A 16,620-nucleotide genomic window follows, 5' to 3' on the forward strand; every position below is an offset into this window, starting at 1 on the left:
CACAGCTCCCATCTGTCATCAACGTCTGTCCAAGACGAAACGCTGACAACGATGATGATCCGACTGGATACGCTGACCTGTCATGACCAGATGAAGGGCGTCGAGATGAGTCAGTACTTCGACATCGGCGACGAGACACTGTGGAATCCGTCCAACGGAGTCTCTCGCATGTTCCAACGCCAGGTAGGCGTCTTCGAAGCGGAACTGGAACTCCCGTCGGGCATCGGGCCGATGGTGAACGACGAGTGCCAGATCAGCCCCGACACCTTCGAGATCTTCGTCAGCGCCCTTCTGGCACAGCATCGAAAGACGCACCACACGATCCGGCACGCGCTCTGCGAAGGCTTCACTGCCACAGTGCTCGTTCTGGCGGAACGTGCCGGGATCAAGGTGGACTGGACGCGACACGGAGCCGCCCCCGGAAGCCCCGCTCGACGAGGTGCAGGTCTCCACCGTGGCGGGCGTGTCCGCCCCTGCGGAAGGCACAACCTGGTCAGCGGGCCTCCGGGCGAGGGCACAGGAGTTGGGACGGCGTATGCCCCGCTGACGAGGGCAACCGCGTACGTCGTGTGGATCACGTTCCCTCACCGCAGTCCACCACAAGAAACGATCTACGACCGGCGAACGCCACCGTCGCATGCACGCCCCACGCCCTTGGCACATGCACTTCCGCCCGCGCGGCGCTACCCTGATCATCTGACCGAGTGTTGACCCGATGGTCACTTTCGGTCGTTCTCGGAGCAAGTGAGCGCCCCGCTCCGCGTTCAGCGAGTCGCCGGAGGTCACCCACCCATGCCCGCAGCGGTCCGCGCGTGCCCATGCCGTCGCCCGCTCCGCATGGTGTGCATCCGGAAACCAGGCGCGCGCCACCACCTTGGAAGGCGTGGAAGGGGAGAGACCATCTGCGCGGGAGCCTGCTGGTGTTCGCCAACGTGGTGATGCCGGCCGTTCGACCGCCCCGCTGAGCCGTCGGGCAGGGTGGGACGGCGAACAGAACGCGGGCGACGGCGACAACTGAGTGCGAGGGCGACAGATGTGGAAGCGGGGGGCGGCCGAAGAGGCCGCGGAGGCAACGGGAGTCGGCTCGGGAGCAGCGGGAGCCGGCGCGGCGGCGCCCGCGTGGGCGGAGGCTCCCAGCGTGGTGGAGCAGCGGCTGTACGAGGCCAAGTGCCGGCACGACTGGGCGGGCTATCTGGATGTGCTGGCGGGCCAGTACCTGTACCGGCTCGCTTCCCGGCCGTGGCTGGACGCCAACCCCGGGCACCTCCCGGCCCGGATGCAACCGGTCTGGCGCGCGGAGGTGCAGAGCTGGTGTGCGGCCGTGTACACGGAGGCCATGCTCCCGGCGCCGATCGAGGACCCGGTCTTCATCTCCGAGAGCCTCGGCGACTACGCCCGGGACTGGTCCGCTCAGGACCCGCAGTGGCTTGCCGTCAATCCCGGCTCGCCCTGCGAGGCGTACTTCCCGGCCAGCCGGTCACTGTGCGCGCTGTGGAAGCAGCACGCCGACCGGGTCGACCACGTCTGCGCGCACGGGACCCTCCGCACGCTGTGGCTGGGCGGCCCGCGCTCCGGGCCCGTCGCCCGCGGACTCGCCTGCGGCGCCCTGCTGTCGGTGAACAACGGCGTCTACTGGAACTCCCTCGGCCACGGGAACGGCTACACCGACGAACGGCGGGCGCTCGACCGCTGGTGGGGCGTCACCACACGGGAGAAGTGGCAGCAGTACCAGGAGGAGCTGCTGACCAACGAGATGAGCAGCCCGGTGTGGGAGTTCACCCTCGGTCTGCGGCACAGTCTGGCCCAGGACTTCGGCGGGCAGGTGGAGCCCGCGCACTGGCGGCAGGCGGCGGAACGGGTGCTGCGCAAGCGGATCGCCACAGCCACCATCGAGCTGACCCCGGACGGGGTGACCCGGACCGAGGGCCCCAGCGAGGAGGAGGTGGAGTGGCAGATCGACGGGGTGAAGCGGCTGATCGGCCGCATCACCCGGTACGAGTCCCGGTTCCGCGCCGACGGGCTGCTGCCCGAGGGGCGGTTCGTGCGCTCCGCGGCGGCCTGGGACTACGGCCGCGCCGCCAACATGGCCCGCTTCGGCCTGGCGTCCCGCTTCTGCACACTGCCGGAGGCCGAGGACGCCGTCCTGCGCGCCGGCCGGGTCAGTGCGGTCGGCTACCGCTCCTGGGAGGACTTCTCCGCCGGGTACATCCTGGGCCGCTGCCTGCACTTCGACGAGGAGGAGTTCGGGTCGTGGTACGAGGACATGCTGACCGCCCACCGCGTCCTGACCACCGACCCCGAAAGCCCCTGGCTGACGCTCCCGTTCCGCGCGGGCGACGGCAACTAGTGCGGTGAGCGGGGAAGTCCGCCGGATCGGGGCACGGAATCGTCGCCAGGGTCGGTGCGGTCCGCCCGGCTCGCCGCAGACATGTCGTACCGGCCCGAACGGCAAGGTTCCCGGGGGAATCTCCCGTCGGCTATCGTCCGGCCCGTGCCCGTGAACCTGAGCCTGGTCGTCGGATTCCTGACTCTGTCAGCGGTGCTGTCGGCGATCCCGGGGCCCGCCGTCCTGCTCGCGACCAGCCGTGCCATCACGCTGGGGCGTCGATCCGCCATGTGGATCGTGCTGGGGAATGCCCTGGGCGGACTTGTGCTGCTGGCGCTCGTAGTCGCCGGCCTCGGAGCGATCGTCGCGACCTCGGCCAAGCTCTTCATGGCGGTCAAGGTCGCGGGCGCCTGCTACCTCCTCTGGCTGGGCGTCGGTGCGCTGCGGGCCGCCCGGTCCGGCTCCGAGGACGGGCCCTCGGCCACAGTCGATGTCCCGGGCGGGACGTCGAGGACGCGATCGGTGCGCCAGGGCTTCCTGGTCGGTGTCGCCAACCCGAAGAGCGTCGTGTCGCTGATGGCCGTCCTTCCCCAGTTCGTCGACCACTCGCTCGGACATCCTGTCGCCCAGCTGCTGATCACCGGCCTCGCGGGAGGCGTCACCCAGGCGCTCATCGAGACCACCTGGGTCTGTGCGGCCGGCTCCCTGCGGAGCTGGTTCCTGGGGAGGAGACGCCGTATCCGGGCGCTGAAGGCCGGCGGCGGGGTTGCCATGGTCGTGTTCGCCGGCAGGCTCGCGCTGGAAAGACCGTAGGCCCAGCACGGACCGCGCACGCCGGAGCTGCGCGCGCCCCAGCCGGTGCGGGACGATGACCGCATGCGAACCCGATCCCTGCCGAGCGGGCCCCGGCTCCCGTCCGGCCACCCTGCACGACCGGTACGCCCGGTTCTCGTCTACGACGGGGACTGCGCCTTCTGCACCGCCGCGCTCCGCTTCGGCGAACGCCATGTGCGCCCCCGCTGTGCGAGCGAACCGTGGCAGTCCGCCGACCTGGCCGCGCTCGGAGTCACCCGCGAGCGTGCGGAACACGAGGTGCTGTGGGTGACCCCGGCCGGCACCGTGTACGGCGGCGCGCAGGCAGTGGCGAAAGCACTGCTCAGCGCGGGCGGCCCCTGGGCCGTCGCCGGCGCCCTACTGACCCTGCCGCCCGTCCGCTGGGTCGCCCACCTGGGCTACCGCCTCATCGCCGCCAACCGGCACCGCCTCCCGGGCGGCACGGCCGCGTGCGCCGTCATCCGACCGGGCAACGGACACGGACACGCTGCCGGCTAGTTGATGGCTTGGATTTCCTGGACGGTGACGTCCTGCCGGCCGCCGAACTCACCGTTCGGCAGATCCTCGGCACCCGCACCGCCGCTGCCCTCCCACGACGCCGTCCACGTCAACGTCGAACGCAACGAATAACTCCCCGCACCCCGGGTGGCCCTCAGATACGTCACCCCGCACGGCGGCGTCTTCTTCCCGCTGCCCTTCACATACTCCGTACCGATGCTGCCGTCATCCTCGACGTTGCACTCGCCCGAACCCGGATGCAGCCTCGCGCTGTCCGTGCCCGGATCCAGCCGCAACGCCTCCGGTTCCACCGTGGTCCGCGCCCAGATCTCCCGGCCCCCACCCAGATCCACGGACGCCCGCACCGACAACCTCCTGTAGCGGCCCTCGTCCAGCCACACCCACGTCGGCAGATTCACCGTCTGCCGGCCCGCAGGATTCATCTCCACCCGCGTATCCGGCACCCGGATCCGCGCATACGCCAGCCTGGACAGGATCTGCGGACTGATCGCGTTCTCCACATCCGGCACCTCCCCGTTCTCCACCCAGAACGGCAACTCCGTACACGACTGAGCCTTCGCCGCATCCTCCTCATCCGGATTCGGCACCGCCGCCCAGAACCGCCCCTCCCCCTCCTTGTCCAGATTGTAATTGTCGTAATCCCGCGACTCGTACTTGTCCCGAATCGCCAGATCCGTCTCCTGCTTCTGCCCACCGTTGTCCGGATCCCGCCCCGTCACCGAAAACGGCGAATCATCAATCTTCTCCTTCAACTCCCGAGGAGAATACTTCGGCGCATACCAACACGGCGGCGGCGACCAATCCCCACCCGGAACCGAAAGATTCCCACCCCCACCCCTATCACTGCCGCCCGCACCACTGCCGGAGTAACTGACCTCCCGACGCCCACCAGCCCCAGCGACAGCCTCCCTGCCCTTGAGACCGCCCCGCTGGTATTTCGCTCCTGCAGCTTCCCGGCCATCACCGTTCGCCCTGGCGGAAGTCGTGAACGCACCGACCGTAGCGGTACACAGGACCAGCACGAGCGCCGAATTCTTTACTATCCTTTGCACTGCTTCACCGCCTTCCCCTCGAACTCGAAGGTGCGCGCCCTCCATGGATCTGCGGCATTCTCGGACTTCTCCATGACCAACCAGAACCGCATGTAGCTAGACGCATTCTCTTCAGTGCGCAGAACTTTTCCGCTCTTGATATCCTTGCTGAATAGCTTCGACTGGTCAATACAGAAAGAAATCTCTGCGAGCTTTCCGTCCACAACATCACCGATACGTTCACGGTAATAGCGATCTGTCCCAGTGACTGTGTGGCCTTTTTTGACGTCCATCTTGATAAGATTCGTCGCATATTCCTGCGCGGTATGCAGAGGCACCACATGCTTCGCCAGTACCGGATCCTTCGGGTCCTGCTCGACCGTGCCGTGCATCAGCGCCCGCATATAGTCCGCTGCCCCGTCCAGCGCGGCGGCCTTGTCCGGATCCGAGGGCTGGTCCCAGTCGAACACCAACTCAAGGTCGTCCGGCAACTCGATGTCGGACGTGCGGAAATCACCCGGCGCATCCTCCTTGCCCGGCGAACTCGACTCGGCACTCGGCGACTTCTTCCCCGCATCCTCGGCTCCGTCGATCTTGCCGCTCTTCCCGTCACCGTCGTCACCCCCGCCGCACCCGGAGACGAGCAGCGCAACGGCCGCCGCGACAGCGGCCAGCGGAACAGCGGAACGGGTCGGACGCACAACACACTCCCGGTAGCATCAGGTAACTGTCGTGCACCTGACGGTAGCAGCGCACCCCGCACCCCACCCACCGACTTCACCAGCGGGAAGCGGAGCACGACGGTCCCGAATCAGGGGGGGAGACGGCTGTGGCAAACAGCACTGCCGCCCAGCCCGTACCGGGTACGGGCTGGGCGGCAGTGTGAAACGCGCGCGGCACGGAGCCGCGGTGCGCGGGTGCGCGGGGGCGCTGAGCTCAGACGCGGGGGCGGGCTACTTCTTGTCGCCGCCCTTGCCGTCCTTGCCGTTCTTGTCCCCTCCGGCACCCATCGTCTCGTAGATCTCCTTGCACATCGGGCAGACCGGGTACTTCTTCGGGTCGCGACCCGGGACCCAGACCTTCCCGCAGAGCGCGACGACGGGCGTACCCTCCATCGCGCTCGCCATGATCTTGTCCTTCTGGACATAGTGGGCGAATCGCTCGTGATCGCCGTCACCGTGCGACGTCTGCGGGGTCGGTTCGACGAGTGTGCCGGTGCCCGCCCCGCGCTCGGGCTCAAGAGTGCTCATGCAGTCCAAGGGTACTCATGCGACCGGAACACGTCAGGCATGGGCCGGGATGCGGGTCACCCTTCGGGGGCCCCGCGCGGACCCCAGTTCGGGCCCGCTCCCGAGGGGCCCCGGGGCACGGCCCGGGCGCCGCCCGCCGCACCCCCCGGACGGCCGCGGGCTCAGTTCAGGGACGGGTCGTCCGGATACGTGGCGACCAGCGCCAACTCGCTGCGCTGCCTGCGCAGGACGGACCGCCACAGCCGCTCGGGAGCCGGCGAGGAGACATCGCCGGGCTCGGACTCGACGACGTACCAGGCACCCTCGGACAGCTCCTTCTCCAGTTGCCCCGGGCCCCATCCCGCGTACCCGGCGAAGATCCGCAGGGAGCCCAGTTCGGCGGCGAGCAGCTCGGGCGGGGCCTCCAGGTCGACGAGGCCGATGGCACCGTGCACGCGGCGCCATCCGAGCGGCCCGTCCGTGTCGAGGACGGTGTCCGTCTCGGACCCCGCGTCGCCGTGCTCGGCGTCGGCCTCCGCATCCGTGCCGCCCTCGCCCACCGGCTCGGTTCCGCCTGCGGGGCTCCGCTCGTGCGGCTGCCTGCGCCCGCGGTCATCCGCACCGGAGTCGCCGGTCGGCCCGCGGTCACCGGCAGCGCGGTCGCCGGTCGTCCCGCGGCCTCCGGTGCCGGGTCCGCCGGTGGCCTCGCGCTCGGCGGACCCGGGCTCTCCCGTCGGCTGCCGTCCGGCGGTACCGGTGTCCGCCGTCGCTCCGCTGCCGGCGGCGGGCGCGGCCTCGGCACTCGTGCTCTCCGCGGTGCCGGGTGCGTCCGGCTCCCGGGGGCGTCCGCCGGGCCGGTCCTGGGATTCCGTCGCCGGTCCGTCCTCCCGCGTACGCCCGGCCCGCTTGGTATCGGGCGCGGGCCCGGCGGGGCGGCCCGGGGCGCCGTCTGCGCCGGGGGCCGGATCCCCGTCGGAGCGGTCGCCTCTCCCGGAGGGGACCACCGCGACACCCAGCGCCGCGTCCAGCGACACGGGGCCGCCCTGGAAGACGACGCCGGGTTCGCCGGCGAGCGCGGCCCACGGCTCCAGGATGTCGCTGACGTCCACCGGGGTGGGTCGGTTGAGGACCACGCCCAGTGAGCCCTCCTCGTCGTGGTCGAGGAGGAGCACCACCGCGCGGTCGAAGTTCGGATCGGCCAGCACCGGTGTGGCGACGAGCAGTCGTCCGGTGAGCGAGGACACCTCGGTCATACGGCAATGATCCCGCACGTGGGCCGTTTGCGGGACCCAATGGCCGGATCGGGGCCCCGAGGCCGGGGCGGAGCGCGGCGCGCGGCGGCTCACGGGCCGGGCCGGGTGGGTACGGGCGGGGCGCCCGCACTCGACGGGCCGCCCGCAGGTGACCCACCGCGACCCCCCGACGACCTTGCGCAAACCAGCAATGCGGACCCCGGAACACCCGCACCGCAGCGCACCCGCACCCCCGGAGCACCCGCACCCCGGAGCACCCGCACCGCGGAGCACATGCCCCAGGCCCCAGACCCCAGACCCAGACCCAGACCCCAGGAGCAGCTCGGCACGCGGGGCACCTCGGGGCGCATCCGCCCCAGTACGCTTCCGCCGCAGCTCGGATATACAGCACCCGAGGTGACAGGTGGACGACCCTCCGTGTTATTGCGTACCTGTGACAGTCGCGGACCCCCCTCGGGCTTGGGTCGGCACCGGACGAGGCCATTACGCTTGCCTGTTGTCCCATCCCGTCTCGCGGAATCGCGGAGATCCATGACCGACAGCCCAGCCGACGTACTCCTCGTCCACGGTGGCGCCCCGCTCGAGGGCGAGATCCGTGTCCGGGGTGCGAAGAACCTCGTCCCCAAGGCCATGGTCGCCGCATTGCTGGGCAGTGAACCGAGCCGACTGCGCAATGTGCCGGACATCCGCGATGTCCGGGTCGTACGCGGGCTGCTGCAGTTGCACGGCGTCACGGTCCGCACCGGGGACGAGTCCGGCGAGCTGGTGCTCGACCCCTCCCATGTGGAGAGCGCCAACGTCGCGGACATCGACGCGCACGCGGGCTCGTCGCGGATCCCGATCCTGTTCTGCGGTCCGCTGCTGCACCGGCTCGGCCACGCCTTCATCCCGGGGCTGGGCGGCTGCGACATCGGCGGCCGGCCGGTGGACTTCCACTTCGACGTGCTGCGGCAGTTCGGCGCCACGATCGAGAAGCGGGCCGACGGGCAGTATCTGGAGGCCCCGCAGCGGCTCCGCGGCACCAAGATCCGGCTGCCGTACCCGTCGGTCGGCTCGACGGAGCAGGTGCTGCTGACGGCGGTGCTGGCGGAGGGCGTCACCGAGCTGTCCAACGCGGCCGTGGAGCCGGAGATCGAGGACCTGATCTGCGTGCTGCAGAAGATGGGCGCGATCATCTCGATGGACACGGACCGCACCATCCGCATCACGGGCGTCGACAAGCTCGGCGGCTACACCCACCGCGCGCTGCCGGACCGCCTGGAGGCGGCCTCCTGGGCGAGCGCCGCGCTGGCGACCGAGGGCAGTGTGTTCGTACGCGGTGCCGAGCAGCGGTCGATGATCGCGTTCCTGAACACCTTCCGGAAGGTGGGCGGCGCGTTCGAGATCGGTGACGAGGGCATCCGCTTCTGGCACCCGGGCGGCCCGCTGAACGCCATCGCGCTGGAGACGGACGTCCATCCCGGTTTCCAGACCGACTGGCAGCAGCCGCTGGTGGTGGCGCTGACGCAGGCCTCGGGGCTGTCGATCGTGCACGAGACGGTGTACGAGTCGCGGCTCGGCTTCACCTCGGCGCTCAACCAGATGGGCGCGCACATCCAGCTCTACCGCGAGTGCCTGGGCGGGATGCCCTGCCGCTTCGGGCAGCGCAACTTCCTGCACTCGGCCGTGGTGTCCGGACCGACGAAGCTGCAGGGCAGCGATCTGATCATCCCGGACCTGCGCGGGGGCTTCTCGTATCTGATCGCGGCGCTGGCCGCGCAGGGGACCTCCCGGGTGCACGGAATCGACCTGATCAACCGCGGCTACGAGAACTTCATGCACAAGCTGGCGGATCTCGGCGCCAAGGTGGAGCGCCCGTAGCGGCAGGGCCGTAGTGGCAGGGCCGTAGTGGCAGCGGTGGCAGCGGCCGTGACGGCAGCACCCGCAGCGCAGCACCCGCGGCGACTCCGGGGCCGTCGGTACGAGCCCCGGGCGTCGGTACGGGCCCCGGGCATCGCTACGGGCCCCAACCGCCCTGCAAGCCCGCCCCGGAAGGAACACCGCCCGGGCCCGTCGTCCCCCGTTCGACAGGCCCGGGCTCGCGACCGGTGCCCCGGTCGGCGGCGATCAGCCGTCGGCGGCACCGATCAGTCGTCGGCCACCGCCGGTCAGCGACCGCCCGTCAGCGGGCGACCTCCTCCACCAGGACCGGGTTGTCGTGCGGGGTGAGGGTGCAGCGGGCTCCGGGGGTGAGGGTCTCCGCCTCCCAGCTCGGCAGGTCGGCCTTGGCATCGGCCCCGGAGTCGGTGGTCAGCAGGAGGCGGGTGACGCCGCCGAGGAAGGTGGCCACCCGGACGGTCGCCGGTTCGCCCTTCGCCTCGGCGCCGGTGTGCACCTTCAGTCCCTCGGGGCGCAGCAGGACGTCCACTTCGCGCCCGGTGCCGGGGCACTCCCCGTGCACCGGCAGCCGCCGTCCGAGCACCTCGACGATGCCGGGGTCGCGGACGACGCCGGGCAGCCGGTTCATCGTGCCGACGAACTCGGCGACGAACGGCGTCGCGGGCCGCTCGTAGAGCTCGTTCGGCGGGGCGCACTGCTCCAGGCGGCCGTCCCGCATCACCGCGACACGGTCGGCCATCGACAGTGCCTCCTCCTGGTCGTGGGTGACGAAGACGGTGGTGATGCCCAGTTCGAGCTGGAGCCGGCGGATCTCCTCGCGCAGTTGCAGCCGCACCTTGGCGTCCAGCGCGGACAGCGGTTCGTCCAGCAGCAGGATCCGGGGGCGGATGGCCAGGGCGCGGGCGAGTGCGACGCGCTGCTGCTGGCCGCCGGAGAGCTGGTGCGGGTAGTGCTTCTCGCGGCCCGGCAGTCCGACCAGTTCCAGCAGTTCGGTGGCGCGCGCCGCCCGCTCCGCCTTGGGAGCCTTGCGGACGCGCAGCCCGTAGGCGACGTTCTCGGCCGCCGTCATGGTGGGGAAGAGGCTGTAGGACTGGAAGACCATGCCGATGTCCCGCCGGTTGGCGGGCACGCCGGTCACGTCCTCGCCGCCGATGAGCAGTTCGCCCCGGTCGGCGCTCTCGAACCCGGCGATGATGCGCAGCGCCGTGGTCTTGCCGCAGCCGGACGGGCCCAGCAGGGCGACCAGTTCGCCGGGGGCGATGTCCAGGTCGAGCCCGTCCAGCGCGGTGGTGGCGCCGAAGGTGCGCTGCAGTCCGCGCAGCCGCAGGCCGACGCCGCCGGACCGGTCCTGGGGGGTGGCCGCCGTGCCGGGTGCGGCCCCGGCGGTGGTCGCGGTGCTCGTGGTGCTCGCGGTGGTGGTCATACGGTCGTCTTCCTCCGGTTGCCGGTCCGGTTCCGGTTGCGGGTGCGTCCGCCGGCGAGGTTGGTGAGCAGGAGCAGCAGGCCCCAGGTGATGAGCAGGCTGAGCATGGCGGCGGCGACGGAGAGCTGGGCCTCGTAGTCGCCGACGTGCACCATCCACACGGAGAACGGTTCGAATCCGAGCACGCTCGCCACGGTGTACTCGCCCAGCACCATGGCCAGGCTGAGGACGGCGCCGCTGACGATGGCGGGCCGCAGGTTGGGGACCACGACCCGGCACAGCGTGCCCAGCCGGGAGGCGCCCAGGCTGCGGGAGGCTTCGACCAGCGTCCTGAGGTCGGTGCCGCGCAGTCCGCCGTCCAGCGACCGGTAGAGGAACGGCAGCGACATGACGGTGTAGACGAGGACGAGGACCAGCGGGAAGCTCTTGTCGTGCAGCGCCTGGAAGGTGGCCCACAGCGGGGTGTCGGCCAGGTCCTGCTCCCAGGAGAGCACCGTGCTGACCCCGGCCACGAGGGCGACGGGCGGCATGATGAGCGGCACCATGCACAGCACCTCGACGACGCGGCGCAGCCTGGGCAGCCGCAGCGCGACGACGACCATGGTGGGCACCATCAGCAGCAGCCCGAGCGCGACTGTCGCCAGGCCGAGCCGGATCGACAGGCCGAGGCTGGTGGCCATGCCCTCGTCCCGCAGGCCCCGGGCGTATGCACCGAAGGTGACGCCCTTTCCGGGGTCGTCGACGGTGAACCAGAGGGAGGCGGCGACGGGGACGAGGAAGTAGAGCGCGGCCAGCAGCAGGACCAGGAAGCTGCCGTAGGGGCGGTTGCGCACCCGGCGCATACGGGGGGTGGCGGTCAGCCCAGCCATCGGTTGCTCCGTCGTTGCAGCGGGATCTGTACGGCCATCACGAGCAGCGCGATCACCACCATGTTGAGGCTCATGGCGAGCGCGAGGTTCTCCTGCCCGACCAGGACGTTGCCGGACAGCGCGTTGGCGATCTGGATGGTGATCAGCGGTACCGAGCTGCCCGTCATCACGGCGGCGGTGGCGTGCGAGGCGAAGGCGGTGCCGAACATCAGCACGGCTCCGCCCAGCAGCGAGGGCATCAGCACCGGCAGGCCCACGTGCCGCCAGAACTGCGCCTTGGTGGCGCCGCAGGAGGCGGCGGCCTCCCGCCACTGGGTGCGGACGCCGTCGAGTGCGGGCAGCACGGTGACGACCATCAGCGGCACCATGAAGTACAGGTAGGCCAGCACCAGTCCGGTGAACGTGTAGAGGCTGAACCCGGTGCTCTTCAGGTGCAGCAGCCGCGTCACGGTTCCGGTGGTGCCGAGGGTGGCGATGAAGGCGAAGGCGAGCGGTGCTCCGCTGAAGTTGGCGAAGACGCCGGACGCCGAGACGGCGGCCTTGCGCAGCGCCCCGTTCCGGGAGCTGAGCAGCGCCTGTCCGATGACGGTGCCCAGTACGGTGGCCAGCACCGCGCTGAGCAGGGAGAGCTTGACGCTGCCTGCCAGTCCGGTGGCGTAGGCGCCGGACAGCGAGTGGCGTACGTTCTCCAGGCTGTAGTGGTCGGCGCCGGTGGCCGGGTCGACGACGGTGAACGCGTTGTAGGCCAGGGTGCAGGCGGGCAGGCCGAAGCAGACGGCCATGAAGGCGAAGAACGGTACGACGGCGGGCCAGCGCCAGTGCCGGGCGCCGCCGCCCGCGCGGCGGCGTGCCGCTGCGGGCGGGGTGGCGCCGGGCTGCCGTCCGGTCGCGGGGGCGGCGGTGCCGGCCGCGGAGGCGGGGGTCGTCACAGCCATCAGCTGACCGCCGCGCCCCAGCCCTCGCTGATGGTCTTCTGCGCCTGGGCCTCCTGGGCGTGCGTGGGGAACTTCGGCGTGCCGTCGACCTCGGGGAGCTTGGCGGCGGCCTTCTTGTCGACGGTGCCGTCCTCGGTCATCTTCTCCAGCAGCGCGGGCCGCGAGTAGCCCCTGAGCCAGATGTTCTGGCCCTCGGGGCTGTAGAGGAACTCCAGCCACAGCCGGGCGGCCGCCGGGTGGGGCGCGTACTTGTTGACGCCCTGGTTGTAGTACTGCGAGTACTGGCCGTCGGTGGGCACGTTGACCTTCCAGTCCACGCCCTTGGACTTCAGTTCCTCGCCGTAGCCGAGGTTGAGGTAGTCCCAGTCGATGGAGATGGGCGTCTCGCCCTTCTGGATGGTGGCCTTGGTGGACTCGACGGGCACGTAGTTGCCGCTCTTCTTGAGCTTCTCGAAGAAGTCGAGGCCGGGCTGCACGTCGTCGAAGCCGCCGCCGTTGGCGAGCGAGGCGGCGATGACGGAGGAGAAGGCCGAGGAGGACTCGTTCGGGTTGCCGTTGAGGGCGACCTTGTTCTTGTACTCCGGCTTCAGCAGGTCCTCGAAGCTCTCGGGGCACTTCTTGACGGCCTTGGCGTCGCAGCCGAGGGAGATGTAGCCGCCGTAGTTGTTCATGAAGGACCCGTCGGACTGCTTCTGCGCGTCGGGTATCGCGTCCCAGCCCTTGACCTTGTAGGGGGCCAGCAGCTTCTTGGTCTTGGCCTGCTGCATGAACGCGGTGCCCAGGTCGAGTGCGTCGACGGCGCGGTCCTGGCCCTTGCGCTTGGCCGCGGCGTTCAGCGCGCCCTGGCTGCTGCCGCCCGGGTCCTCGTTGTGGACCTCGATGCCGTACTTCTTCTCGAAGGTCTTGATCATCTGGCCGTAGTTGGACCAGGTCGGCGCGAGGGCGTAGACGTTCAGCTCGCCCTCCTTCTTCGCCGCCGCCACCAGCTTGTCCATGCCGCCCAGGTCCGCGGCCGAGCGGGCCTTGCTCGCCTCGCTGTCCGAGCCCTGTGCCGGTGCCGAGCCGCAGCCGGTTGCCGCGGCGGAGAGAGTGACGACCGCTGCCGCGGCGGTCAACAGGCGGCTCCTACGGCTGAGATGGTCTGCCTTCACGTTTCCACTCCTGGGGTTCGTGCCCGTCACCTGTATGGACAAGCTCGATTCATTGAGCGTGGGCAAGCTAGCAGTACGCACCCCGCCGCGCAAAGCCCGGACACCCATCAAACCCCCAGCTCAAAGCGTTATTTACGAACAGGTTTAGCGCTGCGAACTGCGGTTATACGCATCTGCCCCGCCCACTTGATGTGCGCACTACTGCGCACAGATGGCATGATCTGGCGGAGCCCGCGCAGCCAGTGAGCGCAGCACGTCGAGGGAGTCGCCCCATGTCCGAGTCCGCCCGCGGTGGCCACCGCAGGACCACCGGTCGCACGTCGTCGCAGCGCGGCGGCGCACGGCACGAGCGGATCGCCGACGAGCTGCGCCGCGCCATCGCCGACGGGCACTACCCCGTCGGCGCGACCCTCCCCTCGGAGGCGGAACTCGCCACCGCGCACGGCGCCTCCCGCGGCACCGTCCGGCAGGCCGTCTCCGCGCTGCTCGCCGAGGGCCTGATCGGCTCCCGGCAGGGCGCCCGCCGCGTCGTACTGTCCACCACACCCAGCCAGACCTTCACCGAGCTGCGCAGCTTCGCCCAGTGGGCACGCGCCGGCGGCCGGACCGCGGGCGGACTGGTGGTCACCTCGGACTGGGACACCGCACGCCCCGAGGAGGCCGGACTGCTCCAGGTGCCGCACGGCGCTCCGGTGCTGCGCGTGCTGCGGGTCCGCACCCTGGACGGGGAGCCCGTGCTGCTGGAGCGCACCGTCTACGCGGAGTGGATCGGCACCGCCGTCGACGCACTGCCACCCGACTGCGAGTCGGTCACCCAGCGGCTCCACGACGACAGCGGGCTCGTCTTCGCGCACGGCGAGCACCACATCGACGCGGTCGCCGCCGGGACCGCGGACGCGGAGCACCTGGGCGTGCGCCGGGGCAGCCCGCTGCTGCGGGTGCGCCGCACCACCACGACGGCCGACGGCCGCCCCGTGGAGACCTCGGACGACCGCTACCGCCCCGGCTCGGTCGTCTTCACCGTCCGCAACTCCACCCAGACCAACCCGCTGGCGCGCACCCGCGCGTGACCCGACCCGCCGACGCGCACCCGCACGCCGGCAGCCTCCACCCACCGACGAAGTGCGAGCCCGCATTGCCCACTCCCCCGCCCTCCCCCGGCCTGCCACCGGGAGGCGCCACCGCGTCCGCCTCCCCCCGCGTCCGGCCGGGAACCGGCCGGACGCCCGCCGCCCTGCTCTGCGACATGGACGGCACCCTCGTCGACACCGAACGTGACTGGCTGGCGACCCTCGCCGAGCTGCTGGCCGAGCACGACGCCGACGCCGGTACGGCCGCCCTCGCCCCCTTCGCGGGCCTGCCGCTGGACGGCGCCGCCGCCCTCGTGGCCCGGCGCACCGGACTGGCCGCCGAGGCCGCACAGGCCCGGCTGGACGCCGCGTTCACGGCGCGGGTGCGCGCCGGGGTGACGGTGCAGCCGGGCGCACTGGCACTGCTGGACAGCGCCCGGGGCATGGGCGTCCCGGTGGCGCTCGTCACGGCGTCCGAACGGCCGATCGCCGATCTGGTGCTGGCCACCCTGGGACCGCACCGCTTCACCTGCTCCGTCGCACACGGCGAGACCCCCCGCGGCAAGCCGCACCCGGACCCCTACCTGGCCGCCGCCCGCCTCCTGGGAGTCCCCGCGACCGCGTGCCTGGCCCTGGAGGACACCCCCACCGGCGCCGCCTCCGCCCGCGCCGCGGGCTGCCGGGTGATCGCCGTACCGACCGTGGACGGCATCGAGGAGGCCCCCGGGACCCTGCTGCTGCCCTCCCTCCGGGAGGTCGACCTGAGGGCGCTGCCGCTCGCCTTCGGGGAGGACGGCGGCTGACTCCCGTCCGGTCCGCTGCCGCAGCCGCGCGGGCCCGGGCCCGCCGGTGCGGTGCCGCTCAGCAGGCGGTAGCGGCCCGGGGGCGGTAGCGGCCCGGGGCGAGCGGCTCCGGCGGCGGCACGGCCCCCCTGGAGCGTGCCCGCGGTCCAGGGCCCTCTGATCCGGGCTCTCCACCGCCCCTCCGGCGCACGAAGGGCGGCCCCCCGCGTGGGGGGCCGCCCTCTGCTTCAGTGCCTCAGGGCTTACTTGCCCTTCGCCGCTTCCTTGAGCTTGGAGCCCGCCGAAACCTTGACGCTGTACCCGGCCGGGATCTGGATCGGGTCACCGGTCTGCGGGTTGCGCGCGGTCCGCGCCGCCCGGTGGGTGCGCTCGAAGGTGAGGAAGCCGGGGATGGTGACCTTCTCGTCGCCCTTGGCGACGACCTCGCCGACGGTCTCGGCGAACGCCGACAGGATCGCGTCGGCGTCCTTACGGGTCACCTCGGCACGCTCGGACAGAGCGGCCACCAGCTCACTGCGGTTCATAATTCGTACTCCCGTGTTCTTCTTGCCGATGAGGCGTGAGATCGAAGCCGATGCTGCCAGGGCCCTCCGACAGTCCCCGGACCCGGGTCCGCCTTCGGGCCCGCGCGCCCCGTGGGGGTATCCCCCTGGACAAGGTCCGTTTCGGGGTCTCCCCCTCGGACGAAGTCCTTGGGAATGCATCCTGCCCCTACCTGCGGCGGGAAAGCCAATCCGGCGTCATCCGGCGCCCTCGCGCGTGCTGACGTGTCTTGGCCTCTGGCTGCCCGCAACCCTAGGGGCCCGCCCGAGTGAACCCCCGCCCGACGCGCCGGTGCCTCCGGGGCCGTCACGGCCTGCCGCGCCCGCGGGAGGCCGCTCGGGGCCGCGGTACGACCGCCGAGTCGGCACTCCGGCACTCCGGTGGAGCGACGGGCCCGGGCGGAGTGCTCAGCCGGCCTGCGCCGGCTCCCTGGCGACCTTCGGCTCGCCCTCGCTCAGCGCGGCGTCGCGGACCGCGCCGGCGACGGCGCCGGAGACCTTCTCGTTGAAGACGCTGGGGATGATGTAGTTCGGGTTCAGCTCGTCCTCGCCGACCACGTCGGCCAGCGCCCGCGCGGCGGCCAGCATCATCGCGTCGTCCACGGTGCGGGACTGGGCGTCCAGGAGGCCGCGGAAGACGCCGGGGAAGACCAGCACGTTGTTGATCTGGTTGGGGAAGTCCGACCGTCCGGTGGCCACCACGGCGGCCGACTCGCGGGCCGCCGCCGGGTCGACCTCCGGGTCCGGGTTGGCGAGC

Annotated in this window: 16 protein-coding genes and 2 pseudogenes; 7 read left to right on the top strand and 11 right to left on the bottom strand. The window is 71.2% G+C overall.

Translation table 11 applies throughout. The features are described 5' to 3' along the window. Window positions 1-51: 51 nt before the first annotated feature. The 4 genes from A949_RS36610 (at window position 52) to A949_RS0118735 (ending at window position 3,658) form a co-directional block, all read left to right on the top strand. The gene (locus A949_RS36610; protein ID WP_337463411.1) at window positions 52-711 is read left to right on the top strand and encodes a DUF6086 family protein; all 660 of its coding nucleotides are present in this window, start codon (window positions 52-54) and stop codon (window positions 709-711) included. A gap of 322 nt (window positions 712-1,033) precedes the next feature. Next, window positions 1,034-2,347: a DUF1266 domain-containing protein gene (locus A949_RS0118725; RefSeq protein ID WP_019357557.1), complete on the top strand. Its 1,314-nt coding sequence runs from the start codon at window positions 1,034-1,036 to the stop codon at window positions 2,345-2,347. Between the two features lie 144 nt (window positions 2,348-2,491). Beyond that, window positions 2,492-3,139 (top strand): LysE family translocator, encoded by a 648-nt coding sequence (locus tag A949_RS33850; RefSeq protein ID WP_019357558.1) that lies wholly within the window; start codon window positions 2,492-2,494, stop codon window positions 3,137-3,139. Between the two features lie 63 nt (window positions 3,140-3,202). Beyond that, window positions 3,203-3,658: a thiol-disulfide oxidoreductase DCC family protein gene (locus tag A949_RS0118735; RefSeq protein WP_026004803.1), complete on the top strand. Its 456-nt coding sequence runs from the start codon at window positions 3,203-3,205 to the stop codon at window positions 3,656-3,658. On the opposite strand, the gene A949_RS0118740 is transcribed toward A949_RS0118735, so the two are convergent. The 5 genes and pseudogenes from A949_RS0118740 to A949_RS37700 form a co-directional block, all read right to left on the bottom strand. Continuing rightward, the gene (locus tag A949_RS0118740; RefSeq protein WP_237735855.1) at window positions 3,655-4,431 is read right to left on the bottom strand and encodes a hypothetical protein; all 777 of its coding nucleotides are present in this window, start codon (window positions 4,429-4,431) and stop codon (window positions 3,655-3,657) included. The two genes, A949_RS0118735 and A949_RS0118740, sit on opposite strands and share 4 nt — an antisense overlap. Before the next feature lie 287 nt (window positions 4,432-4,718). Beyond that, complete coding sequence (locus tag A949_RS0118745) at window positions 4,719-5,411, bottom strand: hypothetical protein (RefSeq protein ID WP_019357561.1); 693 nt, start codon at window positions 5,409-5,411, stop codon at window positions 4,719-4,721. 252 nt (window positions 5,412-5,663) lie between these two features. Continuing rightward, a complete protein-coding gene (locus A949_RS0118750; RefSeq protein WP_019357562.1) occupies window positions 5,664-5,960 on the bottom strand; it encodes a DUF3039 domain-containing protein in 297 nt (98 codons plus the stop codon). A gap of 161 nt (window positions 5,961-6,121) precedes the next feature. Continuing rightward, a pseudogene (locus A949_RS37695) lies at window positions 6,122-6,421 on the bottom strand (YqgE/AlgH family protein); the annotation flags it as partial. A gap of 501 nt (window positions 6,422-6,922) precedes the next feature. After that, window positions 6,923-7,192, bottom strand: a pseudogene (locus A949_RS37700) (YqgE/AlgH family protein); the annotation flags it as partial. Window positions 7,193-7,723: 531 nt separating this feature from the next. On the opposite strand from A949_RS37700, the gene murA reads away from it, so the two are divergent. After that, window positions 7,724-9,052, top strand: a complete 1,329-nt coding sequence (murA, locus tag A949_RS0118760; RefSeq protein ID WP_019357564.1) for a UDP-N-acetylglucosamine 1-carboxyvinyltransferase — start codon at window positions 7,724-7,726, stop codon at window positions 9,050-9,052. Window positions 9,053-9,353: 301 nt separating this feature from the next. Here murA and A949_RS0118765 read toward each other — a convergent pair whose 3' ends face one another. Genes A949_RS0118765 through A949_RS0118780 form a run of 4 tightly spaced genes read right to left on the bottom strand, consistent with a single transcriptional unit; the run spans window position 9,354 to window position 13,412 of the window. After that, window positions 9,354-10,493 (bottom strand): ABC transporter ATP-binding protein, encoded by a 1,140-nt coding sequence (locus A949_RS0118765; protein WP_019357565.1) that lies wholly within the window; start codon window positions 10,491-10,493, stop codon window positions 9,354-9,356. Next, complete coding sequence (locus A949_RS0118770) at window positions 10,490-11,335, bottom strand: ABC transporter permease (protein WP_019357566.1); 846 nt, start codon at window positions 11,333-11,335, stop codon at window positions 10,490-10,492. Before A949_RS0118770 ends, A949_RS0118765 begins: the two co-directional genes overlap by 4 nt. 14 nt (window positions 11,336-11,349) lie before the next feature. Next, on the bottom strand, window positions 11,350-12,297 hold the full coding sequence (locus A949_RS0118775) for an ABC transporter permease (RefSeq protein WP_019357567.1): 948 nt from the start codon (window positions 12,295-12,297) through the stop codon (window positions 11,350-11,352). After that, a complete protein-coding gene (locus tag A949_RS0118780; RefSeq protein WP_019357568.1) occupies window positions 12,297-13,412 on the bottom strand; it encodes an ABC transporter substrate-binding protein in 1,116 nt (371 codons plus the stop codon). The genes A949_RS0118775 and A949_RS0118780 overlap by 1 nt, the downstream gene beginning before the upstream one ends. A gap of 308 nt (window positions 13,413-13,720) precedes the next feature. Here A949_RS0118780 and A949_RS0118785 point away from each other — a divergent pair, with 308 nt between their 5' ends. Both A949_RS0118785 and A949_RS0118790 read left to right on the top strand, forming a co-directional pair. Beyond that, window positions 13,721-14,518: a GntR family transcriptional regulator gene (locus tag A949_RS0118785; RefSeq protein WP_019357569.1), complete on the top strand. Its 798-nt coding sequence runs from the start codon at window positions 13,721-13,723 to the stop codon at window positions 14,516-14,518. Between the two features lie 176 nt (window positions 14,519-14,694). Continuing rightward, window positions 14,695-15,321 carry an HAD family hydrolase gene (locus A949_RS0118790; protein WP_019357570.1) on the top strand — a complete coding sequence of 209 codons (627 nt, stop codon included), beginning with the start codon at window positions 14,695-14,697 and terminating at the stop codon, window positions 15,319-15,321. Window positions 15,322-15,563: 242 nt separating this feature from the next. On the opposite strand, the gene A949_RS0118795 is transcribed toward A949_RS0118790, so the two are convergent. Beyond that, window positions 15,564-15,845 (bottom strand): HU family DNA-binding protein, encoded by a 282-nt coding sequence (locus A949_RS0118795; RefSeq protein ID WP_016469244.1) that lies wholly within the window; start codon window positions 15,843-15,845, stop codon window positions 15,564-15,566. 426 nt (window positions 15,846-16,271) lie between these two features. Continuing rightward, a partial coding sequence (locus tag A949_RS0118800; RefSeq protein ID WP_026004808.1) for a malic enzyme-like NAD(P)-binding protein occupies window positions 16,272-16,620 on the bottom strand: 349 nt, incomplete at its 5' end.

The sequence above is a fragment of the Streptomyces sp. AA1529 genome (assembly GCF_000280905.1).
Taxonomy (GTDB): Bacteria; Actinomycetota; Actinomycetes; order Streptomycetales; family Streptomycetaceae; genus Streptomyces.